This is a genomic window from Planococcus sp. TJ-307 (assembly GCF_058268435.1).
In genome coordinates this window covers 1-24,306 of record NZ_JBZDOJ010000002.1, presented here as the reverse complement: position 1 = coordinate 24,306, position 24,306 = coordinate 1, and the positions used below count along the sequence as shown (strand labels likewise).

The 24,306-nt window shown below is 44.2% G+C and carries 20 protein-coding genes; 1 reads left to right on the top strand and 19 read right to left on the bottom strand.

Annotated elements, in window-relative coordinates; genetic code table 11:
* Nucleotide 1 precedes the first annotated feature (1 nt).
* The 12 genes from nusA to rpsB form a co-directional block, all read right to left on the bottom strand.
* Complete coding sequence (gene nusA / locus AC4EHK_RS06290) at nucleotides 2-1,129, bottom strand: transcription termination factor NusA (RefSeq protein WP_490977956.1); 1,128 nt, start codon at nucleotides 1,127-1,129, stop codon at nucleotides 2-4.
* Between the two features lie 21 nt (nucleotides 1,130-1,150).
* On the bottom strand, nucleotides 1,151-1,636 hold the full coding sequence (gene rimP, locus AC4EHK_RS06285; protein WP_490977955.1) for a ribosome maturation factor RimP: 486 nt from the start codon (nucleotides 1,634-1,636) through the stop codon (nucleotides 1,151-1,153).
* A 125-nt stretch (nucleotides 1,637-1,761) separates the two neighbouring features.
* Nucleotides 1,762-6,069 carry a PolC-type DNA polymerase III gene (locus AC4EHK_RS06280; RefSeq protein WP_490977954.1) on the bottom strand — a complete coding sequence of 1,436 codons (4,308 nt, stop codon included), beginning with the start codon at nucleotides 6,067-6,069 and terminating at the stop codon, nucleotides 1,762-1,764.
* A gap of 198 nt (nucleotides 6,070-6,267) precedes the next feature.
* Nucleotides 6,268-7,971, bottom strand: a complete 1,704-nt coding sequence (locus tag AC4EHK_RS06275; protein ID WP_490977953.1) for a proline--tRNA ligase — start codon at nucleotides 7,969-7,971, stop codon at nucleotides 6,268-6,270.
* Nucleotides 7,972-8,071: 100 nt separating this feature from the next.
* Nucleotides 8,072-9,331, bottom strand: coding sequence for an RIP metalloprotease RseP (rseP, locus tag AC4EHK_RS06270; protein WP_490977952.1), 1,260 nt, complete (start codon nucleotides 9,329-9,331; stop codon nucleotides 8,072-8,074).
* 116 nt (nucleotides 9,332-9,447) lie between these two features.
* The gene (dxr, locus tag AC4EHK_RS06265; protein WP_490977951.1) at nucleotides 9,448-10,593 is read right to left on the bottom strand and encodes a 1-deoxy-D-xylulose-5-phosphate reductoisomerase; all 1,146 of its coding nucleotides are present in this window, start codon (nucleotides 10,591-10,593) and stop codon (nucleotides 9,448-9,450) included.
* A 16-nt stretch (nucleotides 10,594-10,609) separates the two neighbouring features.
* Complete coding sequence (locus tag AC4EHK_RS06260) at nucleotides 10,610-11,401, bottom strand: phosphatidate cytidylyltransferase (RefSeq protein ID WP_490977950.1); 792 nt, start codon at nucleotides 11,399-11,401, stop codon at nucleotides 10,610-10,612.
* Nucleotides 11,398-12,189: an undecaprenyl pyrophosphate synthase gene (uppS, locus tag AC4EHK_RS06255; RefSeq protein ID WP_490977949.1), complete on the bottom strand. Its 792-nt coding sequence runs from the start codon at nucleotides 12,187-12,189 to the stop codon at nucleotides 11,398-11,400. Before uppS ends, AC4EHK_RS06260 begins: the two co-directional genes overlap by 4 nt.
* A gap of 152 nt (nucleotides 12,190-12,341) precedes the next feature.
* On the bottom strand, nucleotides 12,342-12,899 hold the full coding sequence (gene frr, locus AC4EHK_RS06250) for a ribosome recycling factor (protein ID WP_490977948.1): 558 nt from the start codon (nucleotides 12,897-12,899) through the stop codon (nucleotides 12,342-12,344).
* The gene (gene pyrH, locus AC4EHK_RS06245; RefSeq protein ID WP_490977947.1) at nucleotides 12,899-13,624 is read right to left on the bottom strand and encodes a UMP kinase; all 726 of its coding nucleotides are present in this window, start codon (nucleotides 13,622-13,624) and stop codon (nucleotides 12,899-12,901) included. The genes frr and pyrH overlap by 1 nt, the downstream gene beginning before the upstream one ends.
* Nucleotides 13,625-13,705: 81 nt before the next feature.
* Nucleotides 13,706-14,590, bottom strand: a complete 885-nt coding sequence (tsf, locus tag AC4EHK_RS06240; RefSeq protein ID WP_490977946.1) for a translation elongation factor Ts — start codon at nucleotides 14,588-14,590, stop codon at nucleotides 13,706-13,708.
* A gap of 90 nt (nucleotides 14,591-14,680) precedes the next feature.
* On the bottom strand, nucleotides 14,681-15,397 hold the full coding sequence (gene rpsB / locus AC4EHK_RS06235) for a 30S ribosomal protein S2 (protein ID WP_142826560.1): 717 nt from the start codon (nucleotides 15,395-15,397) through the stop codon (nucleotides 14,681-14,683).
* 335 nt (nucleotides 15,398-15,732) lie between these two features.
* Between rpsB and AC4EHK_RS06230 the strand changes: the two genes are divergently transcribed.
* Complete coding sequence (locus tag AC4EHK_RS06230) at nucleotides 15,733-15,873, top strand: hypothetical protein (RefSeq protein ID WP_490977945.1); 141 nt, start codon at nucleotides 15,733-15,735, stop codon at nucleotides 15,871-15,873.
* A 57-nt stretch (nucleotides 15,874-15,930) separates the two neighbouring features.
* On the opposite strand, the gene codY is transcribed toward AC4EHK_RS06230, so the two are convergent.
* The 7 genes from codY to dprA form a co-directional block, all read right to left on the bottom strand.
* Nucleotides 15,931-16,710: a GTP-sensing pleiotropic transcriptional regulator CodY gene (gene codY / locus AC4EHK_RS06225; protein WP_006828256.1), complete on the bottom strand. Its 780-nt coding sequence runs from the start codon at nucleotides 16,708-16,710 to the stop codon at nucleotides 15,931-15,933.
* Nucleotides 16,711-16,796: 86 nt separating this feature from the next.
* Nucleotides 16,797-18,194, bottom strand: a complete 1,398-nt coding sequence (gene hslU, locus AC4EHK_RS06220; protein WP_490977944.1) for an ATP-dependent protease ATPase subunit HslU — start codon at nucleotides 18,192-18,194, stop codon at nucleotides 16,797-16,799.
* Nucleotides 18,191-18,739, bottom strand: coding sequence for an ATP-dependent protease subunit HslV (gene hslV, locus AC4EHK_RS06215; protein WP_490977943.1), 549 nt, complete (start codon nucleotides 18,737-18,739; stop codon nucleotides 18,191-18,193). Before hslV ends, hslU begins: the two co-directional genes overlap by 4 nt.
* A gap of 16 nt (nucleotides 18,740-18,755) precedes the next feature.
* Nucleotides 18,756-19,649: a tyrosine recombinase XerC gene (xerC, locus tag AC4EHK_RS06210; RefSeq protein ID WP_490977942.1), complete on the bottom strand. Its 894-nt coding sequence runs from the start codon at nucleotides 19,647-19,649 to the stop codon at nucleotides 18,756-18,758.
* A gap of 67 nt (nucleotides 19,650-19,716) precedes the next feature.
* A complete protein-coding gene (gene trmFO / locus AC4EHK_RS06205; RefSeq protein WP_490977941.1) occupies nucleotides 19,717-21,027 on the bottom strand; it encodes an FADH(2)-oxidizing methylenetetrahydrofolate--tRNA-(uracil(54)-C(5))-methyltransferase TrmFO in 1,311 nt (436 codons plus the stop codon).
* Nucleotides 21,028-21,044: 17 nt separating this feature from the next.
* Entirely contained in the window at nucleotides 21,045-23,117 is a 2,073-nt protein-coding gene (gene topA / locus AC4EHK_RS06200; RefSeq protein WP_490977940.1) for a type I DNA topoisomerase, read from the bottom strand.
* A 102-nt stretch (nucleotides 23,118-23,219) separates the two neighbouring features.
* Entirely contained in the window at nucleotides 23,220-24,116 is an 897-nt protein-coding gene (dprA, locus tag AC4EHK_RS06195) for a DNA-processing protein DprA (RefSeq protein WP_490977939.1), read from the bottom strand.
* Nucleotides 24,117-24,306 lie beyond the last annotated feature (190 nt).

The following is a 24,306-nucleotide window of genomic DNA, read 5'->3' as shown; positions in this document are numbered from 1 at the left end:
ATTATTCTTTTTCTTCGTAAAAATCAAAGTCGTCCAGTTCTTCACCGGATTCCACTAGTTCGATGTCAGCGTCGGGGTTTGGGTAAATTCCAAGTTCCCGCGCGTCTGTTTCGCTCTTAATGTCAATCTTCCAACCGGTTAATTTTGCTGCCAAGCGCGCATTTTGACCGCGCTTGCCGATTGCAAGAGATAATTGATAATCTGGAACGACAACCGTAGTTGACTTCGCATCTTCATTTACTTGAACATCCAATACTTTGGATGGGCTAAGCGCGTTTGCAACAAAGACAACCGGCTCTTCAGACCATTCCACAATATCAATTTTTTCCCCACTCAATTCATTGACGATCGTCTGAACACGTCCACCTTTAGATCCAACACACGAACCAACTGGATCGATGTCGTCACGATGAGCAAAAACAGAGATTTTTGAACGATCTCCCGCTTCCCGTGCAATCGATTTGATTTCAACAATGCCATCATAAATTTCAGGGACTTCGTTTTCAAAGAGACGGCGAAGCAAACCTGGATGAGTGCGTGAAACAAAAACTTGCGGTCCGCGTGTTGTGCGTTCCACTTTTGTGATATACACTTTGATGCGGTCATGCGGCTTGTAATGCTCATTCGGCATTTGCTCTGTCTGCGGAAGCACAGCTTCCACTTTGCCAAGGCCAACATACAGGTTGCGTGCGTCCATGCGTTCAACGATGCCGTTGACGATATCGTCTGCACGATCAACAAACTCTTCGAAGATCAAACCGCGCTCCGCTTCACGGACACGCTGAGTAACTACTTGTTTCGCTGTTTGTGCAGCAATGCGCCCGAAGTTTCGCGGCGTCACTTCTTCTTCCACAACATCACCGAGTTCATATGCCGGGTTGATCACTTTCGCATCTTCCAACGCAATGTGAAGGCGTTCGTCTTCGACTTCCTCCACTACATCTTTGCGGGAATATACCAGCATGGTGCCAGTGTTCAAGTTTAAATCAACACGAACATTTTGTGCTTGGTTGAAATTCCGTTTGTACGCCGTTACCAATGCCGCTTCAATCGCTTCAATCAGGACTTCGCGTGAAATCCCTTTTTGTTTTTCTAATACTTCAAAAGCATCTAATAACTCACTGCTCATTTATATTCACTCCCAGGTTCTTCAATCAGGTTTTACAGAAAAATCAATGGCCAAACGAATAACTGCAATCTTCTCTTTTGGAATGTTAAGTATTTTTCTGCGTGTTTTGATTTTAATTTCAATTTCCACTTGATCATCGTCATAAGATTTTAAGTAACCTTCAAATTCTTTTGCATCTTCAATCGGTTCATACGTTTTGATGTAAATAAATTTGCCGATCGCTTTTTCAAAATCCTTTTCTTTCTTTAAAGGACGTTCTGCACCCGGTGATGAAACTTCCAGGAAATAGTTTTGTTCGATTGGATCTAGCTGATCCAGAATCTCACTTAGTTTCTCACTTACCAGCGCACATTGATCAATGTCAATGGGTGCTTCCGGATTGTCCACATACACTCGTAAAAACCAGTCGCGGCCTTCTTTTAAGAATTCCACATCTACAAGTTCCAGTGCCAATTCACTGGTGATGGGCTGTACTATCTGCTCGATTTGTTCTGTAATTTTGCTCATACATGCCTCCCGCCAATTTTATGCCATAACAAACAGAAAAGAGCGGGAGAACCCACTCTTCTGCGACAGAGCTATCAGTAAATGTTACCTCAATAATACCACAAACCGCGCCGTGGTGCAACCGGCTAGAACAAGGACAACTGGTTTGCCTCAGGCATTCCTTCCAGACAGCCAAGATCGTCCATGTATTCGATAATGGTTTTGGAAACACGGCCGCGTTGCTGAAGGTCTTCCTTCGACAAGAATTCTCCGTGCTCTCTTGCAGCAACGATTGATTTCGCTGCATTGGTTCCCAGTCCTGGAATAGCATTGAACGGCGGAATCAAGCTGTTGCCTTCAATGATAAATTGATCAGCTGAAGATTTGTACAGATCCACTTTCTGGAACGTGAATCCGCGTTCGACCATTTCCAGTGTCAGTTCCATAACTGTTAATAAGTTTTTCTCTTTTGTCGATGCTTCCAATCCTTTGGCATTGATTTCATCAATTTTAGCTCGGATGGCATGCGACCCTTTGGCCATTGCCTGCACATCAAAATCTTCTGCCCGAACTGTAAAGTAAGCTGCGTAATACAGAACTGGGAAATGCACTTTGAAGTAGGCAATCCGCACTGCCATCAACACATAGGCAGCTGCGTGGGCTTTCGGGAACATGTACTTGATTTTTTTGCAAGATTCGATGTACCAGTTCGGCACACCTTCTTTTTTCATAGCTTCTTCAAATTCTGGCGTCAAGCCCTTCCCTTTACGGACAGACTCCATAATTTTGAATGCCAATGAAGATTCAAGCCCCTGATAAATCAAGTAAACCATAATGTCATCTCGGCAGCCAATAACATCGGACAGCTGGCAAGTGCCGTTTTGGATCAGTTCCTGCGCATTGCTCAGCCAGACGTCCGTTCCGTGGGACAGTCCGGATATTTGGACCAGTTCCGAGAACGTGTTCGGCTTTGTTTCTTCCAGCATCTGGCGCACAAAACGTGTTCCAAATTCCGGTATGCCAAGTGTACCGGTCTTACAGCCGATCTGCTCTTTGGTAACTCCGAGCGATTCAGGCCCGGCAAATATTTTCATCACTTCCGGATCATCTGTTGGAATGGTCTTTGGATCGATGCCGGATAAATCTTGAAGCATGCGGATAACGGTTGGATCATCGTGTCCGAGTATATCCAGCTTCAGTAAATTATCGTGGATCGAGTGGAAATCAAAATGCGTTGTTTTCCATTCAGAATCCTGGGCGTCTGCCGGAAACTGAATCGGCGAAAAGTCGTAGATGTCCATATAGTCCGGAACAACGATGATTCCTCCTGGATGCTGTCCAGTGCTTCGTTTAACGCCTGAGCAGCCTTGCACGAGACGATCAATTTCAGCGCCTCTCAGCGTCATCTCCCGGTCATTTGCATAGCCGCGAACATAGCCATAAGCGGTTTTTTCTGCAACCGTTCCGATGGTACCAGCACGGAATACATTGTCTTCTCCAAATAATTCTTTTGTGTAATTATGGGCTTTCGACTGATACTCACCGCTGAAGTTCAAATCGATATCGGGAACTTTATCCCCTTTAAATCCAAGGAAGGTTTCAAATGGGATGTCCTGCCCTTCTTTTTGATAAGGAACATCGCAATCCGGACAGTTTTTGTCTTTTAAATCAAATCCAGAGCTGACAGACCCGTCATCGAAAAACTCCGATTTTTTGCATTTTCTGCAAATATAATGCGGCGGCAGCGGATTTACTTCTGTGATTTCTGTCAGTGTCGCAACCAGCGAAGAGCCGACTGAACCACGGGAACCAACCAGATAGCCATCATCCAAAGATTTTTTAACAAGTTTGTGTGAAATCAAGTAGATAACCGCAAATCCGTGCCCAATAATGGATTTCAACTCTTTTTCAATGCGGGCTTCCACAATTTCCGGCAAGGTCGGTCCATAAATTTGATGGGCCATTCCGTAGCTTAACTCGCGGACTTCTTCGTCAGCACCTTCAATTTTAGGCGTGTAGAGTTCGTCTTTGATCGGTTTTACAACATCAATCATCTCAGAAATTTTCACGGAGTTTGCAACTACAAGTTCATGTGCCGTTTCACTTCCCAGAAAATCAAAAGCATCCAGCATTTCACTGGTCGTACGGAAATGCACTTTCGGCAATTTATGGCGGTTCAACGGATTGGCTCCGCCTTGAGATCCAATCAGCACTTGCCGGAAAATCGCATCGGTTTCGTCCAGGTAATGAACGTTGCCTGTCGCAACGAGCGGGATTTCCAACTTGCGGCTGATTTTCACGAGTTTGCGGATAATGTCTTCCAAATTCCATTCATCGCGAATCATTTCCCGTTCAATCAAATGGGAATACACTTCTTTTGGATGAACTTCCAAATAATCATAGAACTGTGCAGTCCTCTCGACTTCTTCCATCGATTTTTGCATGACAGCCTCAAAAACTTCGCCTTTGTCACAGCCGGATCCAACGAGCAAGCCTTTTCGGTGCCTTTGCAAAAGCGACCGCGGAATGCGCGGAACGCGGTAGAAATAATCGATATGCGATGCGGAAACCAATTTGAACAGGTTTTTCAACCCTTCATCATTTTGCGCCAACAGCGTACAATGGGTCGGGCGCGATCGTTTATATGCATCTCCGCTGCCAACATAATCATTTAGCTGGTCGTGGTACAAAATACCTTTTTGGTCGGCTTCTTTTAAGAGATACGTTAATAAATACGAGGTCGCCTCGGTATCGTAGATGGCCCGGTGATGCTGGGTCAATTCGATGCCGAATTTTTTGGCCAATGTGTTCAACCGGTGATTTTTCAGCTCCGGGTGAAGCATACGCGCCAATTCCAACGTGTCGATGGTTGCGTGCTTTGTATCAATGCCAAACTTCTTATAGCATACATACAGGAAGCCCATATCGAACGATGCGTTGTGCGCGACCATAATGTGGTCGCCTGCCCATTCATGGTATTTGCGGATCACTTCTTCCACTTCTGGCGCATCTTTCACCATATCATCGGTGATTCCGGTCAAGTCAATCGTCGTGGACGACAATTCATGATGCGGGTTGGCAAAACTCTCGAACTTGTCGATAATCTGTCCGCCTTTAATTTTCACCGCGGCAAGTTCAATAATGGTGTCGTAAACAGCAGACAAGCCTGTCGTCTCCAAGTCAAACACCACAAATGTTTCTTCTTCGAGTAACGCGTGGCGCTCTTCGTAGGCAATCGGCACGCCATCATCCACTAAGTTTGCTTCCAGGCCAAAAATTGCTTTAATGCCATGTTTTTTGCTGGCAGCATAAGCGTCCGGAAATGACTGGACACCGGCGTGATCGGTAATGGCAATGGCTGGATGTCCCCATTTAGCCGCTTGGCTCACAAGGGATTCGACGGATGAAACTGCGTCCATTTGGCTCATCGGCGTATGCAGATGCAGTTCTACTCGTTTTTCTTCCGCTGTATCGCGGCGAAGTTCGGGTTTGATTTCAACCATATCCTGCGCCATCATCACCAAATCGCGTACAAATGTATCGGTTTGGATCGATCCGCGTGCTTTTAGCCACATGCCTTTTTTGGCATTGGCCATTAACTCGGCATCTTCTTTATCACGCGAGAACATTTTGACAAGAATCGAATCTGTGTAATCCGTGATTTTCACTGTCAACAAGGAACGCCCGCTTCGAAGTTCTCTTACTTCCGCATCAAAAACATAGCCTTCGATTGTTACGCGGCGTTCTTCGTCCACAATGGATTTGATCTCGGAAATGGTTTCATCCGGTTTGATCGCTGTCCCCATTTGGAACGGTCCAGATGGTGTGCCGTTTTCTTTGCGGTCTGTTTCCCGTTTTTTCATGTCCGACAGCGCTTTTTTCGCCATCTCTTCTTCTTCTCTCAGCCGTTCAGCCATAAACGCTTCATGAGCCGCTTCCTGGTTGTCGTCGGACAGTTGGAAATCAATTGCCACGTGAGGGAATCCAAATTGCTGGTACACTCCTGCCAGCTTGTCGCTGTATTTTGATTTTAATGCCATCATTTCATGCTGGTGATTGCATTGCAGCATAAGCTTATTGCCGTTCCAAACCGGTGCCTGCGACAACAAACGCTCGCGCAGCGGCGGCGCCATATCAGCCAGTTCTTCCACGGCGTATTTCCAATAAGCCATGACCAGCTCTTCTTGAGCGCTATCCTGAGCGGACTCGATATTCAATTGAATGGATGCGATTGGAGAAAACGTGCTATACAAACGCTCTTTTAATAATAAATACAATTCGATTGGCAGGATGCCTTTCACTTTCACAAGAAATTTCCAGGACCGCTCTTTTTTATGGACGGTCATCCGTGTCAGTTCAGCCTCTTCGAAAAAGGGCATATGGACATCGTCCGTTAAGTCGAGATGCTGAAGCAGTAATTTAAAGCGCATCTTAGGATCTTGCTGGTTTGTCATAACTATCCCCTTCGTGGTAGTGATTTAAGAAAACGTAAATTCCTGTTGCATTAGAGCCTGAGCAATTTATATGTTGAACTAATGAATGTAAGACTGCAACTTCTTGAAAACTATATAAGACATTTTTTCGCAAAAGCGAGCAGAAAAAGAAAGGAAAGTACAGTATGTACTTTCCTTTCATCATATCAGATTTTGCTGTTATTTTTTAAAGAACTGCTGCAATTGATCAAGCAATTCTTCACGCGTCCATTCGAAAGTTTCACCGGTCCGCCGTATTTTAACTTCCAGTATTCCTTCAGCCGCTTTTTTGCCGATGGTGATGCGAATCGGCAAACCGATCAAATCTGCATCTGTGAATTTCACGCCCGCCCGTTCTTTCCGGTCATCGAGCAACACTTCGTAACGGTTGGATTTCAATAAGGTATACAGTTCTTCACCCAGCTCGCGCTGCGCATCGTCTTTGACGTTTACCGGCACCAAGTGGACCTCGTAAGGTGCCACAACATCTGGCCATGTAAAGCCATTATCGTCCTGGAACTGCTCAGCCACTGCTGCCATAACACGTGACACACCAATTCCGTAGCATCCCATAATATAAGGCATCGCTTTGCCTTGATCATTCAGGAATGTGCCTTTTAGCGGAATGCTGTAAGTTGTACCTAGTTTAAAGATATGGCCAACTTCAATGCCTTTGGCAAATTGAATAGTTCCCTGGCCGTCTGGAGAAGCATCTCCTTCTTGAATAAAGCGCAAGTCATGATAAGCGGCAACCGTAAAGTCTTTCCCAGAAGTGACGTTTTTATAGTGTTGGCCGTTTTCATTGGCGCCTGTTACTCCATTGACGATGTTTTCTACTGCGTGATCTGCAAACAGACGAACATCTTCCGGCAAGTTGATTGGGCCAAGCGAGCCGATGTCGCAAGACAGTAATTGCTGAACTTCTTCCGGCGTTGCCATTTCAATCACTTTGGCACCTGTTGCATGTTTGACTTTAACGTCGTTGATTTCATGGTCGCCTCTTGCCAAAACAATGACCAATTCCTCATCCGCTTTAAACACAAGTGTTTTAATGCATTTTTCAGCAGAGACCTCAAAGAAATCTGCTACATCAGAAATGGTGTTTTTACCTGGTGTCGCCACTTTCTCCATTGCTCCAGGTGTTTCAGTTGAAGCTGGGTAGGAAACGTCGACAGCGGCCATTTCGATATTGGCTGCATATGAAGAAGTATCTGAATAAGCGATCGTGTCTTCGCCAATTTCCGACAGCACCATGAATTCATGATTGTCTTTTCCGCCAATGGCGCCCGAATCGGCTATAACTGCCCGGAAATTCAAACCAAGGCGTGTAAAGATATTGGTATATGCCCGCATCATGACATCATACGTTTCATCCAAGCTCTCAGGAGTGGCATGGAACGAATAGGCATCTTTCATCAGAAACTCACGGCCGCGCAACAAACCGAAACGTGGACGTTTTTCATCTCTAAATTTCGATTGTATTTGGAACAAGTTTAACGGAAGCTTCTTGTAGGATTTAATTTCGTCGCGCAAGAGACTCGTAATAACTTCTTCGTGTGTCGCACCGAGTGCAAACTCGCGGTCATTGCGGTCTTTCAAACGCATCAATTCGTCGCCGTATGAATACCAGCGGCCAGATTCCTGCCATAATTCGGCTTGCTGAAGCGCTGGCATAAAGATTTCTACACTGTTAGCGGCTTCCATTTCTTCACGGATAATCGTTTCGACTTTTTGCAGCACGCGTTTGCCGAGCGGAAGAAACGAATAAATGCCGCTCGTGTTTTGGCGAATAAAGCCTGCACGCAATAAGAGCTGATGCGATTTTACTTCTGCATCGGCAGGCGTTTCACGCAAGGTTGGGATAAAAGTTGCTGTTTGTTTCATTCCAAAATACACCTCAACTGACTATAGAATTTTATTGACAATTTAAAAGTTCAGGACAGGCAAAATTGACTGCCTGTCCGGTAATTCCCGCTTGCTTATATTAAAAGAAATATCTTTGGATATCGTTCCAAGTCACGACAATCATCAGCAGCATCAGGAGCATGATCCCAACAAAGTGAACCATTCCTTCTTTTTGCCGATCAACCGGTTTGCCGCGTACCGCTTCAAGAATGAAGAACATAAGACGTCCCCCATCCAGTGCTGGAAGTGGCAAAAGGTTCATGATTCCCAAGTTGATGCTCAGCATACCTGCCCAGCTCATCAAGGTAAAGATGCCGTATTGCGCCACTTCTTCAGTCGTTTTGTAAATTCCGACCGGACCTGACAAAGCATCAATCGTAAATTGGCCCGTTACGAGCATTCCCAACAATCGGAAAATTTCTTGGAACCAAAAGATGGTTTGCTCAGCACCGTAGACAAAAGATCCGAGAAAATCTTTTTCTACTGGGCTTTGGTAAAGTACGCCGATTACACCGATTTCTTCAGGGGACTGCTCTGAAATTTCGGGTGTAATGGTAAAGTTTAACGGCTCGCCGTCCCGTTCAACATTAAAATCAAGGGCATTGCCAGCATTGTTCTGAACCGATTCAACCAGTTCATCCCAAGTAGAAATCGGATCGCCTTCAATCTCAGTGACCAAATCTCCGTCCTGCATGCCAGCTTCTGCTGCCGGACTTTCTTCCGTCACTTCGGTAATAATGGGTTCAAACGTTGGCACTCCCTGCATCATGCCAAGCGCAGTGAAAATAAAAAATGCGAGAATGAAGTTGAAAAGCGGTCCTGCAAAAATGGTCATAAAACGCTTTCCAACCGATTTCGAATCAAATTGGCGATCGTAAGGAGCCAAAATGGTTTCTCTGCCATTTTCCTCTACGACGGCATCGCGCGCTACTTCAATGTGCACCAATTTTTCATCTTCGTCGTACCCTTTAATCCATAGCCCTTTTTCCAGATCCGCTTCCTCTACTTCAAGAAACAAAATTTCTGGATATACATGCTTTTGGTTCATGATGATTTTCTTGGCCTGGCCTTCTTTGTTTAACAGAACGCCGATGCGATGGCCTGCTTGAAGGTGGATGGTATCCATATCTTCGCCTGCCATGCGCACATAGCCGCCGATTGGCAGTAAGCGCAAGGTGTAAAGTGTTTCTCCTTTGGTAATGCCCAAAATCTTTGGACCCATTCCTATCGCAAATTCGCGTACTAAAATGCCCGCGCGCTTTGCAAGAAGGAAATGGCCAAGTTCATGAAAAAATACTAAGGCACCGAAAATTATTATAAACGATAGAACTGTTTCCATTATGAACCCACCCTTTTAAAGAGAAACTCGCTTGATGGACTTTTTTTCATCCATCAAGTGTTAGTTGATTCAATGACCGGCAAAGCAGGATAAACTTATTCGGTTTTGATCTTTAGCTATTTTATCATGTTTTTTACAGATTTTCTCGTTTCAGCATCGACATGCAAAATCGTTTCCAAATCCGGATTTGCCAATACTTCGTGCTGATCCATAGCACGCTCGATCATTTCTTCGATCTGCAGGAACTTGATTTCTTCGTTAAGAAATAAAGCAACAGCCTGCTCGTTTGCTGCGTTGAGCACAGTCGTCATCGTACCTCCTGCAATGCCGGCATCAAATGCCAATTGCAATGCACGGAAACGTTTGTAGTCCATTTCCTGGAAATTCAACTTTCCAATTTCAGCTAAATTTAGGCGTTTTGCCTGAGGGCGCGGCAATCGGTCCGGATAAGACAAAGCGTATTGAATCGGTACACGCATGTCCGGTGTTCCAAGCTGTGCCATCACACTCGTGTCATGAAATTCAACCATGGAATGGATGATGCTCTCGCGGTGAAGAACCACATCAATATCGGCATAAGCAAAGTCGAACAGAATATGCGCTTCGATCACTTCAAGCCCCTTATTGACCATGGTAGCGGAATCAATGGTGATTTTTGATCCCATTGACCAATTCGGATGGTTTAATGCATCCTGAACCGTTACATTTTGAAGCTGCTCTCGCGTTAAATCCCGGAAGCTGCCTCCGGAAGCAGTTAAGATTAATCGGCTGGCCTGATCTTTCTTTTCGCCGTTCAGCGCCTGAAAAAGCGCTGAGTGCTCGCTGTCAACTGGCAAAATGACCGCTCCGTAATGTTTTGCGCTGTCCATGACCAAATGGCCTGCTGTTACCAATGTTTCTTTGTTGGCAATTGCAATGGTGCGGCCAAGTTTTATGGCTTCCAGTGTGGGTTCAAGACCTACACTGCCAAGTACAGCATTCACCAGAATATCTGCATCGTATACAGCGACTTCTGTCAGCCCTTCAGCGCCAGCTACAAATGACACTGCTGGAAATTCTGCAGCCAAGTCTTTAGCGTCTTGCAATTGCTGCACGCAGACGATTTCTGGAGCAAATTCGGCAATCAGTTTCCGGGTAATGTCCATATTTTTTCCGGCAGAAAAGCCGATTAATGAAAACTCAGTCGGGTGTTCACGAATAATATCAGCTGTCTGCACACCGATCGAACCGGTCGCACCAAGCAGGATGATTTTTTTTACCATTTAGCAATTTCCTCTCTTAGATGAAATGTAAAAAATGAAGCAATGGCATAACGAACAAGATGCTGTCAAAGCGATCGAGAATGCCGCCGTGTCCAGGCAGAATGGAGCCTGAGTCTTTTACATTGAAGTGGCGCTTTAGCGCAGATTCTACCAGGTCGCCCATTTGCCCAAAGACTGAGGCGATGATGGTTACAACGATGATCAACAAAATCGAGTGATTTAAAGGAATAAAATAATTGAATACAAGTGCAAATCCAATTGCATAAATGATGCCGCCTACAAATCCTTCAATCGTTTTGTTTGGAGAAATCTCCGGCCATAGTTTTCGTTTGCCAATTTTGCGCCCGGTGAAATAAGCACCCGAATCTGTAAACCAAACAATCAGCAACGCAAAAATCAACACACTGAGACTGGCTTCGCGCGTTTCGATAAAATAAAAGAAACCGATGCCAACATATAAAGTTCCTAAAATAGCAAAAGCAGCGTCATCAAAAGTGAAGCTGTTTTTCACAATTACGGTATGTATTAAAAGAAGGATAACAGCCAAAAATGCAAATTCAACTTTTTCATAGCCGGTCCATTCATAAACCTGCATCGCCCACTGATCCGGCAGCATAAACGCATACAATGCCAACAGTGAAATAAGGCCGGGAATACTCAACAAACTCCGGCCCTTCATTTTCAAAAGTTCCTGTAAAGCAACCGTACCCAATAAATAAACCAGCAGAATAAACGGTATGCCGCCATAAATAACAAAAGGGATGAAAAGAGCTGCCGCAATGACACCTGTTATAATCCGTTGTTTCATTTCACTTCGTCCCCCTTCAACCCTCCGTACCGGCGATTGCGCTTTTGATATATTTCAATCGCTTCCAGTAAGGATTCTTCATTAAAATCGGGCCACAAGGTTTCCGTGAACCAAAACTCGGTATAAGCTAACTGCCAAAGCATGAAATTGCTTAAACGGACTTCTCCGCTTGTCCGGATCAGCAAATCAGGTTCTGGCAAATCTTTTGTCATTAACCCTCCGGAAATAAGGTCTTCGTTAATATCGCAGACGTCCAGCGTTCCTGCTGCTACTTGCGCTGCTATGTCTTTTACAGCATCCACAATTTCTGCACGGCTGCCATAATTCAACGCAAAATTTAGCACAAGTCCCGTGTTGTTTTTCGTAGCCTCTTTTGCTTTTTTAATCGCTCGAAGTGTATGCAAAGGCAAATTATGATGATACCCCATCATTTCGACTCGAACGTTTTCCTCAATCAATTCCGGCAGAAAAGTTGTCAGAAATTCTTCAGGCAAGCGCATTAAAAAATCCACTTCAATTTTTGGGCGTTTCCAATTTTCAGTGGAAAAGGCATACAAGGTCAATACACTGACACCGAGCTCATTGGCAAGCTTGGTCACTTTGCGGACAGTCTTCATTCCTTCATGGTGTCCTGCAACTCTTGGAAGTGAACGTTTTTTTGCCCAGCGTCCATTGCCATCCATAATTATTGCTATATGAGCCGGTACGGCTTCTTTCGAAATCAAAACTGAACGATCTCCGGTTTCCAGGACCAAGTCAGTATTTCGTTTTAGTAGTTTATTGAACATAGTTAATCCTCCACCTATTACAAATCGGCATGTCTAATGCTTATCATATCAAAAAAAATGACATTGTGCGCTTCTTTCAAAAGACAGCATCATTTTTTGGCATGAAAAAGCGTCCTGCTTAACAGGACGCCAGACATGTTGTGAAGTTCGATTTAAACTTCCATAATCTCTTTTTCTTTATCTTTAGCCATTTCATCGATTTTCGAGATGTTATCATCTGTCAATTTCTGAACATCATCTGAATATCCGCGCAAGTCATCAACTGTGATTTCGCTTTTCTTTTCCAGTTTTTTGAACTCGTCATTCGCATCACGACGGATATTGCGAATTCCTACTTTTGCTTCTTCCGCTTCTTTTTTCACTTGTTTGACAAGATCTTTGCGGCGTTCTTCCGTCAATGCAGGAACTGCCAATCGAATTACTGATCCATCGTTTGACGGGCTCAAGCCCAAGTCAGATTTCAGGATCGCTTTTTCGATATCGCCCAGAACCGATTTGTCGTACGGCTGGATCATGATCAAACGAGCTTCAGGAATCGAAATTCCTGCAACTTGGTTGACCGGTGTTGGAGAACCGTAATAATCAATTGTTAACTTGTCCAAAATAGATGGAGTTGCACGTCCAGCACGGACAGAAGCCAGGTCACGAGAAAAGGCCTGGATTGCATTGGTCATTTTAGATTTAGTATCGTTCATCACTGATTTCGGCATTATAGAGTTCTCCTCACTACTGTCCCGATTTTTTCTCCGAGTACAGCTCGTTTTATATTTCCATTTTCCATAATTGAGAATACTACGAGTGGAATATCATTGTCCATACATAGCGTCGAAGCTGTAGAATCCATCACTTGCAAGCCTTGTTGAATCACATCAAAATATGAAAGCTCCTCGTACTTCACAGCAGTTGGGTCCGTTTTCGGATCAGCTGAATAAACACCATCCACATTGTTTTTCGCCATTAAGATAACATCGGCTTCGATTTCAGCTGCACGCAATGCTGCAGTTGTATCAGTTGAGAAGTAAGGATTTCCAGTACCGGCTGCAAAAATAACAACCCGCTTTTTCTCAAGGTGGCGGATAGCTCTTCTGCGGATATAAGGCTCAGCGACTTGACGCATTTCAATGGATGACAGCACACGTGTTTCAACGTCCTGTTTTTCCAATGAGTCTTGTAAAGCCAATGAGTTCATGACAGTTGCCAACATGCCCATATAATCAGCAGTCGCGCGGTCCATTCCCATTTCAGAACCGACTTTGCCTCTCCAGATATTGCCGCCGCCTACAACGACTGCAACTTCTACTCCAAGTTCAACCACTTCTTTTACCTGGCTTGCTACTGATTTGATAATTTCAGGGGATAGACCGAAACCTTGTCCTCCTGCCATTGCTTCACCACTTAGTTTTAATACAATGCGTTTATATTGCTGAACACTCATCGGTACCCTCCATTCCATATTTATTGAAAAATAGGGAACACATTCTTGTGTTCCCCAAGATAAAACATATGATAAACGAACTTATTTTTTGTTCACTTGGCTCATAACTTCATCAGCAAAGTTGTCTTCACGTTTCTCGATGCCTTCTCCAACTTCGTAACGGATGAATTCTTTAACAGATCCACCAGTAGAAGCTGCAAAATCACGAACTTTTTGGTCTGAATTTTTAACAAACGCTTGGTCAAGCAAGCAAATGTCTTCGAAATATTTGCCAAGGCGGCCTTCAACCATTTTAGCAACAATTTTTTCTGGCTTGCCTTCATTTAATGCTTGCTCAGTCAAAATTTTGCGCTCGTGCTCTACTTCGTCAGCAGAAACTTCGTCGCGTGATACGTATTTAGGGTTTAATGCAGCGATGTGCATCGCGATATCGCGAGCAGCATCAGAATCTGTAGAGTTTTCAAGAACCACTAAAACTGAGATGCGTCCACCCATGTGAAGGTAAGGGCCAAAAGCATCAGCGTCTGTTTTTGTGCGGATTTCAAAGCGGCGCAATGTGATTTTTTCACCAATTTTAGCGATTGCATTTGAAATGTGGTCTGCAACTGCCAAACCGTTAGACATAGTCGAAGCGTTAGCTTCTTCAACTGTAGCCGGTTTTGTTGTGATCAAGTGCTCGCCCAACTCTTTTACCAAAGTTTGGAAGCCTTCGTTTTTCGCAACAAAATCAGTTTCTGCGTTTACTTCGAAGATGATTGCTTCGTTTTCTTTTACAAGAATTGAAGTTGTTCCTTCAGCTGCGATGCGGTCTGCTTTTTTAGAAGCGCTTGAAAGACCTTTTTCACGCAAGAAGTCTAGAGCCGCTTCCATATCTCCGTCTGTTTCCACTAAAGCTTTTTTGCAATCCATCATACCTGCGCCTGTTTTTGCACGCAATTCTTTTACCATTTGTGCTGTAACTGCCATGATTAAATTCCTCCTCTGTAATTTGGTGCTAATTTCTCAAAAAAAGGTGATAAGTGGGGTTGGCCGCTTATCACCTGTGTAAATTGCGAATTACTCAGCAGATTCAGCTTGAGTTTCTTCTTCTTCTTCCGGTTTTGACTCAAGCAAAGCATCCGCCATTTTACCAGTTAACAATTTAACTGCACGGATTGCATCGTCGTTTGCAGGAATAACATAATCGATTTCATCTGGATCACAGTTCGTATCAACAATACCAACAATCGGGATGTTCAATTTCATTGCTTCTGCAACTGCAATGCGTTCTTTACGTGGATCAACTACGAACATTACGTCCGGTAGTGAACTCATGTCACGGATACCGCCAAGGAATTTAACAAGGCGTTCGTGTTGTTTCTTCAACTGAACAACTTCTTTTTTCGGTAGAACTTCAAAAGTTCCATCTTCTTCCATGCGCTCGATTTGTTTCAAACGGTTCACACGTTTTTGGATTGTACCGAAGTTTGTAAGTGTTCCACCCAACCAACGTTGGTTGATGTAGTAGTTGCCAGAACGTTCTGCTTCTTCTTTGATCGCGTCCTGAGCTTGTTTCTTCGTACCAACGAAAAGTACTTTACCGCCTTCTTCGCCCACTTGTTTCATGAAGCTATAAGCTTCCTCCAGTTTGCGGACTGTTTTTTGAAGATCGATAATGTAGATGCCGTTACGTTCCACGAAGATATATTTTTTCATTTTCGGGTTCCAGCGGCGAGTTTGGTGGCCAAAGTGAACACCAGCTTCTAACAATTGTTTCATTGAGATTACTGCCATGATATGTTTCCTCCTGATAGGTTATTTTTTCCCTCCGCATTTTTCTTCTCTGAACCGTTACCCTGTTGGGCACCTGCGACTCAAATCGAAATGCGTGTGTATTTAACACCATTTGAAATTATACCACGCTTCCCCTTCAAACCGCAATAGGTTTCTCTCATAAAACGGAAAAGGCAATAAAAAAGAGCTGGAAAAACTTTAGACTTTTCAGTTTTTCGAGAAATTTCTAACAAGTTGTGGTTTTCCGAATCTTACCGCTCGCTTTCCCGCAGGAGTCGAGCGGACGCTTCTCCAAAACACTTTATAACTGCTTTCTTTCTTGCATGAAGCGGAAGGTGGGGATTCTAACGGGAGCAGTGACAAAGCAAAGCGACAGAGCGACGCGAGCAGGAGCCACTGGGCTGAGCGCAGCGAAGGAAGCGACAGAAGCCGTGCCCGTGGAACGCGTCTGCCTGAAGCGAAATGAATTTTTATGAGTTTTTCAACAAATTAAAAAGGAGCCGGAAAAATTTCCGGCCCCTTTTAAGAGTTCATTAGTTCATTTTCAATTGTTCTAGTTCTGCAAGGAATTTTGTGTTCAATACTTTAATGTATGTCCCTTTCATTCCTAGAGAGCGAGATTCGATAACGCCAGCACTTTCAAGCTTGCGAAGTGCGTTTACGATAACTGAACGCGTAATTCCTACACGGTCAGCGATTTTCGAAGCGACTAGCAAACCTTCGTTGCCGTCAAGCTCTTCAAAAATGTGCTCGATTGCTTCAAGTTCACTGTACGAAAGTGAAGAAATTGCCATTTGCACAACAGCTTTGCTGCGTGCTTCTTCTTCGATGCGGTCGCCTTTTTCGCGAAGGATTTCCATCCCTACAACAGTTGCGCCGTATTCGCCAAGAATTAAATCATCGTCATGGAATTCTGCATCCACGCGCCCAAGAAGCAATGTTCCTAGACGTTCGCCGCCCCCGTTAATTGGGACAATCGTTGTTAAGCCGTTTTTAAACAATTCGCGTTCTTCCACAGGGAAGATCGTGTGTTCACTGTTAACATCCAAGTTTTCAGTGGTTTCAGTGATGTTTGAAAGTTTTTGTGTGTATTCAATCGGGAACTGGCGATCTTCCAGCATCCCTTTCATACGTTCGTTCTCGATTTGCTGATTGATAGCGTAACCCAATACTTTACCTTTACGGCTAACGACGAATGCGTTGCATTCAATCACTTCGCTTAAGGTTTCAGCCATATCTTTAAAGTTTACTTTTTTACCGCCTGCTGCTTCCAGCATAGAGTTAATTCTTCTCGTTTTTCCTAATAAATTCATTTAAATGAACCTCCTACATAATTCGTTCCGTATTTATTCAATATTCTAAAGGTTTTTACTCTTCATTGAAACTAATTCGCCTTGTTTTACAGAATAAATTGTGACAAGTCTTTGTTTTTCGCCACATTCTCAAGTTTTTCGTTCACATATTGAGGGGTTATGTCAATTTGTGCCGGTGAAATCTCAGAAGCTTCGAAAGACAAATCTTCCAACAAGCGCTCCAATATGGTGTGCAGCCTGCGCGCGCCGATGTTATCTGTGTCCTGATTTACTTCATATGCAATTTCTGCAAGTCTGATTATTGAGGCATCATTGAAGTGTACCACAACTCCCTCTGTTTCGAGAAGAGCTTTATATTGATTTATTAAAGAATGTTTAGGTTCTGTTAGAATTTTAACAAAATCCTCTACTTCCAGCTTCTGCAGCTCTACCCGAATCGGGAAACGCCCCTGCAGTTCCGGAATTAAATCGGATGGCTTGGACATATGAAATGCGCCTGCAGCAACAAACAGTACATAATCCGTTTTGACTGCACCGTATTTCGTAGAAACTGTAGACCCCTCGACTATTGGCAAAATATCGCGCTGAACACCTTCCCGCGAAACATCCGCAGAAGAAGAATTGCCCTTACTTGCTATTTTATCCATTTCATCGATAAAGATAATGCCGTGTTGTTCGGCACGTTCAATCGCTTCCATTGCCACTTCTTCGTCATCCACGAGTTTAGCTGCTTCTTCTGTTGTCAATATGCGGCGGGCTTCTTTTACTTGCAAGCGCCGTTTTTTCTTTTTCTTTGGCATCAGCGACGAAAAGGCGTCCTGCATGTTCGCGCCCATCTGCTCCATACCCGACCCTTGAAGCGCATCAAACATGGAATGCGAACTTTCAACCACTTCCACGGTGACCCATTCGTCTTCCAGCTTGCCTGCTTTCAAATCTGCCGCAATCTCTCTTCTTTTGACGCGCACTTCCACTTCGGCAGTTGGCTCTTCCTCTTCCTGCTCAAGCTTCTGGCCAAAAAGCATCTCCAATGGGTTTTGATTGGTTTGTTTCTTCCGCATTGATGGCGCCAACAATTTGACGATTCGTTCGTTGGCTGCTGATTCAGCCTGGAATTGAACTGCTTCAAACTTTTCTTCCTTGACGATCCTTACAGCTGCTTCAACCAAGTCGCGCACCATGGATTCCACGTCGCGGCCGACATAGCCGACTTCTGTAAACTTTGTGGCTTCTACTTTGATAAAAGGTGCTCCGGTCAGTTTAGCAATGCGGCGGGCAATTTCAGTTTTTCCGACACCGGTCGGTCCGATCATCAGAATGTTTTTCGGAATTACTTCACCGCGCATTTCTTCATCCAATCGGCTTCTTCGGTAGCGGTTGCGCAATGCTGTGGCAATCGACCGTTTGGCATCTTTTTGGCCGACGATATAGCGATCCAGGTGGTCAGTAATTTGTCTTGGCGTTAAATCAGATTGATTTTTCATTTGGACAATTCCTCCACTATGATTTGATGATTGGTGTAGACACAGATGTCTGCAGCTGTCTCCAACGCAGATTGTGCGATTTGTGCGGCAGTCATGTTGTCGCCGGCGTATTTTTTCAATGCGCGACCTGCAGCCAGTGCATAGTTCCCACCTGAACCGATCGCTAAAATTCCGTCATCCGGCTCAATCACTTCTCCAGTGCCTGACACTAAAAGCAACTCATCTTTGTTCATGATAATGAGCATGGCTTCTAATTGGCGAAGCATTTTGTCGCCTCGCCATTGCTTGGCGAGTTCGACCGCTGCCCGTTGAAGATTGCCGTTATACTCTGTCAGTTTGCCTTCAAACATTTCAAACAATGTAAAAGCATCTGCAACAGATCCAGCAAATCCAGTGAGAACCTGGCCATTGTATAATTTGCGTACTTTTTTTGCTGTATGTTTCATGACTACGGCGTTGCCGAATGTTACTTGGCCATCGCCTGACATGGCACATTCGCCATTGTGTTGAACTGCGAATATCGTAGTAGCGTGAAATTGCTGCATCGTAAAATTCCCCTTTCTAAGCTCTCGGGTGCGAATTTAAATACGTATTTCGTAAATGCTCTTTGGTGACATGCGTATATACTTGCGTAGAACTCAAATGGGAATGACCCAGCAATTCCTGGACCGTCCGAATATCGGCTCCGTTGTTTATCAAATGAGTTGCGAACGTATGGCGAATCATATGCGGGTAAATAGAAGAGTTGACAGAGGCTTTTTTCATGCATTCGCTTAAAATGTGGCGAATGCCTCGGTCCGTTACCGTCTCTCCACGGCTATTTACAAACAAATAATCGTGCTTTTGGTTCTTCATCAGTTTAGGACGCGCATTCTCTATGTAATGTTCCAGTGCGTCCTGTGCAAACTGGCCATAAGGAATGTAACGCTCTTTTCTGCCTTTCCCCATCACTTTCACAATCTGCATCGTCTGGTCCAAATCGCTTAAGCGAATAGAAACGCATTCGCTGACTCGCATCCCCGTCGCATACAGCAGTTCCAAAAGTGCTGTGTTGCGAATAGACAGCTTGTCATCCCCCAGTACCGACTTGAAAAGCTGCGCCAATTCTTCTTCATAGAAAAATTGCGGCAGTCTTTCTTCTTTTTTCGGATGGTACAACGACCGGAAAGCCGCCTCATCAAGCCCAAACTCACGATTGCCGTAACGGAAAAAAGAACGGATGGCAGAAATTTTTCTGGAAACCGTGGTTCGGGATAACTTAGCATCGTATAGTTTCGTCATATAGTTTCGAGCATGTATATATTCAACTTCTCTGATATCGGGTACGCCTTCTGCATTCAGAAACAGAAAAAAATCCGTCAGATCATGTGCATAATGGTGGACGGTGTGTTCGGAATAGTTTTTCTCCAGTTGAATATACGTCATAAAAGATTCAAGCATTTTTTCCTTTTCCATCTATGCTCCACCTTTCACCAAATACAAAAGCCTCTAAATTATACCAACATTTAGAGGCTTTTATCAATTAAACAGTCACTGTATTCATATAATTTTGAATTGAAGCTAATGCACGGTCAGCGTGTTTTTCCGCACGCTCCTGTTTTGAACGGATCCGCTCGCCTAAATCTGGGAACAAGCCGAAGTTAACATTCATAGGCTGGAAGTTCTTGCTGTCCGCCTCTGTAATGTAACGCGCCATGCTACCTAGAGCCGTTTCAGCAGGGAATACCAACAGCTCTTCGCCTAATGCCAGTTTTGCTGCATTAATGCCTGCCAACAAACCGCTGCCTGCCGATTCAACGTAGCCTTCGACTCCAGTCATTTGGCCGGCAAAGAAAATATTTGCATCAGCTTTCAACTGATACGTCGGCTTTAAGACGCGCGGTGAATTGATGAAGGTGTTGCGATGCATGACGCCGTAGCGCACAATTTCCACATTTTCTAGTCCAGGGATCAATTTGAGTACTTCTTTTTGTGGTCCCCATTTTAAATGCGTTTGGAACCCGACAATATTATAAAGCGTTCCGGCTGCATCATCTTGGCGAAGCTGAACGACAGCGTAAGGAATTTTACCTGTTTTCGGATCTTCCAGCCCTACCGGCTTCATCGGTCCGAAAGTCAGGGTTTTCTCACCACGTGAAGCCATGACTTCTACCGGCATGCAGCCTTCAAAATAAATTTCTTTTTCAAATTCTTTCAATGGCACCACTTCTGCTTCAACCAGTGCGGTATGGAAGCGCTTGAACTCTTCTTCCGTCATTGGGCAATTTAAGTAAGCTGCTTCCCCTTTGTCGTAACGGGATTTCAAATAAACTTTGTCCATATCAATGCTGTCTTTTTCAACAATTGGGGCTGCCGCATCGTAAAAGTACAAGTAATCTTCGCCCGTCAATTTACGAATTTTCTCAGCAAGCGCTGGAGATGTTAACGGTCCGGTTGCGATAATGGTAATGCCTTCCGGAATTTCTGTTACTTCCTCGTTGAACACTTCGACCAGCGGATGGTTTCTGACTTTGTCAGTCACTGCTCCAGCAAACTCGTGGCGGTCCACTGCAAGAGCGCCGCCAGCCGGTACAGATGCCCGGTCAGCCGAATCGATAATAACCGAATCCAGTTTGCGCATTTCCTCTTTGATGACACCCACTGCATTTGTCAAAGAGTTGGCGCGCAGCGAATTGCTGCAGACCAGCTCTGCAAATTTATCTGTATGGTGAGCCGGCGTTTGTTTTACCGGGCGCATTTCGTACAAACGGACATTAACTCCCCGTTTGGCGATTTGCCACGCTGCTTCACTGCCAGCCAATCCTGCTCCAATTACGTTTACAAATTTCGTCATTTTAAAACACCTCTATATTATGATTGAACTTCTTCTTTGTAATCACAGCTTGTGCAATTGATTTGAACACCTTTTTTCACTTTTTTCTCTACCAGCAACTCGTTGCATTTCGGACACGGCCGTTCAATTGGCTTGTCCCATGATACGAATTCGCATTCTGGGTAACGCTCACAGCCATAGAAAATACGGCGCTTCTTACTTTTTCTTTCAACAATCTCGCCTTCTTTGCATGTTGGGCATTTAACGCCAATATGCTTAACAATGGCTTTCGTATTTCGGCATTCAGGGAAATTGCTGCAAGCCATGAATTTGCCATAGCGGCCAAGCTTGTAGACCAGCGGCGAACCGCATAACTCACAATCTTCACCTACAGGCTCATCTTTGATCTGAACTTTTTCCATTTCCTCTTCTGCCACTTCAACATTTTTCTCAAACTCTAGATAAAATGCATCGATAATGGAGCGCCAATCAATTTCGCCTTCTTCGACAGTATCGAGATCGTGTTCCATTTTAGCGGTAAACTCGATATTCAGAATATCAGGGAAAAATTCGAGTACCAACTGATGGACAATTTCTCCCAACTCGGTTGGAATAAATCGTTTAGCATCTAGCGTCACGTAACCACGCTTTTGGATAGTATCTAGTGTAGGTGCATAGGTTGACGGACGTCCTATTCCAAGTTCTTCGAGTGTCCGCACTAGACGGGCCTCGGTAAAACGCGGAGGCGGCTGCGTAAAATGCTGATTAGGCGTAACTTCAACCGCTTTCACGATATCACCTTCAGCCATTTCCGGCAAAATATTGTCTTTTTCTTCTTTTTGATCGTCTGTACCTTCGATATAAAGCTTCATGAATCCAGGAAATTTAACTTGTGAACCGTTTGCACGGAATACCGCTTCGCCGTTCTGAAGTTCCGCCATGACGGTATCCAAAACTGCTGGTGCCATTTGGCTGGCTACGAACCGATCCCAAATCAATTTGTATAAGCGGTGGAGATCCCGTGACAGAATGCTCTTCATCGATTCCGGTGTCCGCATCACACTTGTTGGGCGCACCGCTTCGTGGGCATCCTGTGATTTTGCAGACTGCTTGGCAGCCACTTTTTGTGTGACGTATGGCTCGCCGTAGTTTTCAACGATAAAATCTATCGTGTCCTTTTTCGCCGTATCCGAGATGCGTGTGGAATCCGTTCGCATATACGTAATCAAACCGGTGATGCCTTCTTTTCCTACTGCAATACCTTCATACAATTGTTGCGCAAGCATCATTGTCTTTTTGGCTCGGAAGTTTAATTTGCGGGCTGCTTCCTGCTGGAGTGAAGAAGTTGTAAAAGAAGGAGATGGATTTCTCTTTCTTTCTTTTTTCACTACTCGGTTTACTGTGAAGTCTTTGCCTTTCATCGATGCCATAACGGCTTTGACATCCGATTCATTGTTTAATTTCATTTTTTCTTTTGTATTGCCGTAAAACTGGGCTTCGAATTGTTTTTTTGCTTTTTCAAACTCTCCCGTAATGGACCAGTATTCTTCCGGTTCAAAGCTCTTAATTTCGTTCTCCCGGTCAATGACCAGGCGCAGAGCTACAGACTGTACACGGCCAGCAGACAGTCCCTTTTTCACTTTTTTCCAAAGCAATGGGCTGATGCTGTAGCCAACAAGACGATCCAAAATTCGACGAGCTTGTTGTGCGTCAACTAGATCCATATCAATTTTGCGCGGGTGTTTGAACGATTCCTTAATGGCATCTTTCGTGATTTCATTAAAAACCACACGGCAATCTGAGGTTTGGTCAATGCCCAGTGCAGTAGCCAAATGCCATGCAATCGCTTCTCCTTCTCTGTCGGGGTCAGCCGCGAGAAAGACTTTCTTTGCTTTTTTCGCTTCTTTTTTAAGATCCTGTAATATCGGTCCTTTGCCTCTGATCGTAATATAACGAGGTTCATAATTATTTTCCACGTCTACACCCATTTGACTCCGGGGCAAATCGCGTAAATGTCCAAGTGAAGCACGGACTTTATATTTCTTACCCAAATACCGTTCGATTGTTTTAGCCTTTGCAGGCGACTCAACAATCACTAAAAAATCCGCCATAACTATTTCCTCCTCATAGAGGTTTCTCCAAACTGCTTAAAAGAATTACCTGTTGCAAAATGTATAACAGATTTTAGCTTAATGCAAGGCTTTTCATTTTTTTCATTCTTTCTCAGCTGTCATTTGTTGATATTCTTCTAGCACCTGCCAGCCATTCCACACCAGTTTCGCCCCTTCTGAAATTAGTTTATGCGGTCCTTCTGATAAAGGCGATTCGATACTGCCGGGCACTGCGAATATATCTTTGCCGTGATCCAGTGCATGCTCGATTGTGCTTAATGTTCCGCTTTTGACATAAGCTTCTGTCACAATAATGCCTCTGGACAATCCACTGATGATGCGGTTTCTCATTGGAAAATTCCATTTTCGCGGTTCCATGTAGGGTGGATATTCCGTCAAAACTAAATGTTTTTCTTCTATTAAATGGTTTAATGCTGCGTTTTCCTTTGGATAAGGATGCAAAAAACCACTCCCGGTAACGGCTATTGTCCGGCCGCCTAAATCGATCGCTTTTTTATGAGCCATGGCATCCGCTCCTCTTGCCAATCCGCTAACAATCACATAACCGTTTTCAATCAGCGGTGGAACGATTTGGTGTAGGACTTTTTGTGAATAAGGAGAAGCTTTACGCGAACCGATGATCGCCATTTTTAAGGGTTCTGCCAATAAAGCGGCGTCACCTTTGGCATATAGCACAGCAGGTGGATCGATCAACTCCAGCAGGCTTCCGGGATATAGAGGATGTTGATAAGATATGGGGAGTATCTTATGCTTTCTGTAGGTTTCACTTAAGGGGAACATTAAGGATTGCCGGTAAGAGGTGATCAGTTTAACTGCTTGATCCATTTTAATGGCTAGAAGCAGCGTTAGCTCATAGGGGGTTTTTTGCTCAAGTTTTGACAGGTCAGGATCATCAACCAGTAGCGGCAGCAATTTTTGCAAACTTTTTGGGTAGACATAGTGCAGCGCCAATAAGCGCTCCGTAAATTTTTTGTTCATTTTGTTCCTCCTGTTCTATTTTTGAAAAAAATAAGGTGCATCAGCTAAGATGCACCTTACCTTCATATTAATGGGTTTTACATTTATCGTAAGTAAGCAAGATTCCACGATTATTCGAATGCCTTTTTAATACTTTAATAAACGAGTTTCTACTATATAATACTTTGACCTGTACTCCTTGAAACTCCGC

What these genes read in the sequence shown, in the direction of transcription:
- nusA (WP_490977956.1), bottom strand. Translation starts at nt 1,129, where the DNA reads ATGAGCAGTGAGTTATTAGATGCTTTTGAAGTATTAGAAAAACAAAAA.
- rimP (WP_490977955.1), bottom strand. Translation starts at nt 1,636, where the DNA reads ATGAGCAAAATTACAGAACAAATCGAGCAGATAGTACAGCCCATCACC.
- AC4EHK_RS06280 (WP_490977954.1), bottom strand. Translation starts at nt 6,069, where the DNA reads ATGACAAACCAGCAAGATCCTAAGATGCGCTTTAAATTACTGCTTCAG.
- AC4EHK_RS06275 (WP_490977953.1), bottom strand. Translation starts at nt 7,971, where the DNA reads ATGAAACAAACAGCAACTTTTATCCCAACCTTGCGTGAAACGCCTGCC.
- rseP (WP_490977952.1), bottom strand. Translation starts at nt 9,331, where the DNA reads ATGGAAACAGTTCTATCGTTTATAATAATTTTCGGTGCCTTAGTATTT.
- dxr (WP_490977951.1), bottom strand. Translation starts at nt 10,593, where the DNA reads ATGGTAAAAAAAATCATCCTGCTTGGTGCGACCGGTTCGATCGGTGTG.
- AC4EHK_RS06260 (WP_490977950.1), bottom strand. Translation starts at nt 11,401, where the DNA reads ATGAAACAACGGATTATAACAGGTGTCATTGCGGCAGCTCTTTTCATC.
- uppS (WP_490977949.1), bottom strand. Translation starts at nt 12,189, where the DNA reads ATGTTCAATAAACTACTAAAACGAAATACTGACTTGGTCCTGGAAACC.
- frr (WP_490977948.1), bottom strand. Translation starts at nt 12,899, where the DNA reads ATGCCGAAATCAGTGATGAACGATACTAAATCTAAAATGACCAATGCA.
- pyrH (WP_490977947.1), bottom strand. Translation starts at nt 13,624, where the DNA reads ATGAGTGTTCAGCAATATAAACGCATTGTATTAAAACTAAGTGGTGAA.
- tsf (WP_490977946.1), bottom strand. Translation starts at nt 14,590, where the DNA reads ATGGCAGTTACAGCACAAATGGTAAAAGAATTGCGTGCAAAAACAGGC.
- rpsB (WP_142826560.1), bottom strand. Translation starts at nt 15,397, where the DNA reads ATGGCAGTAATCTCAATGAAACAATTGTTAGAAGCTGGTGTTCACTTT.
- codY (WP_006828256.1), bottom strand. Translation starts at nt 16,710, where the DNA reads ATGAATTTATTAGGAAAAACGAGAAGAATTAACTCTATGCTGGAAGCA.
- hslU (WP_490977944.1), bottom strand. Translation starts at nt 18,194, where the DNA reads ATGAAAAATCAATCTGATTTAACGCCAAGACAAATTACTGACCACCTG.
- hslV (WP_490977943.1), bottom strand. Translation starts at nt 18,739, where the DNA reads ATGCAGCAATTTCACGCTACTACGATATTCGCAGTTCAACACAATGGC.
- xerC (WP_490977942.1), bottom strand. Translation starts at nt 19,649, where the DNA reads ATGGAAAAGGAAAAAATGCTTGAATCTTTTATGACGTATATTCAACTG.
- trmFO (WP_490977941.1), bottom strand. Translation starts at nt 21,027, where the DNA reads ATGACGAAATTTGTAAACGTAATTGGAGCAGGATTGGCTGGCAGTGAA.
- topA (WP_490977940.1), bottom strand. Translation starts at nt 23,117, where the DNA reads ATGGCGGATTTTTTAGTGATTGTTGAGTCGCCTGCAAAGGCTAAAACA.
- dprA (WP_490977939.1), bottom strand. Translation starts at nt 24,116, where the DNA reads ATGAACAAAAAATTTACGGAGCGCTTATTGGCGCTGCACTATGTCTAC.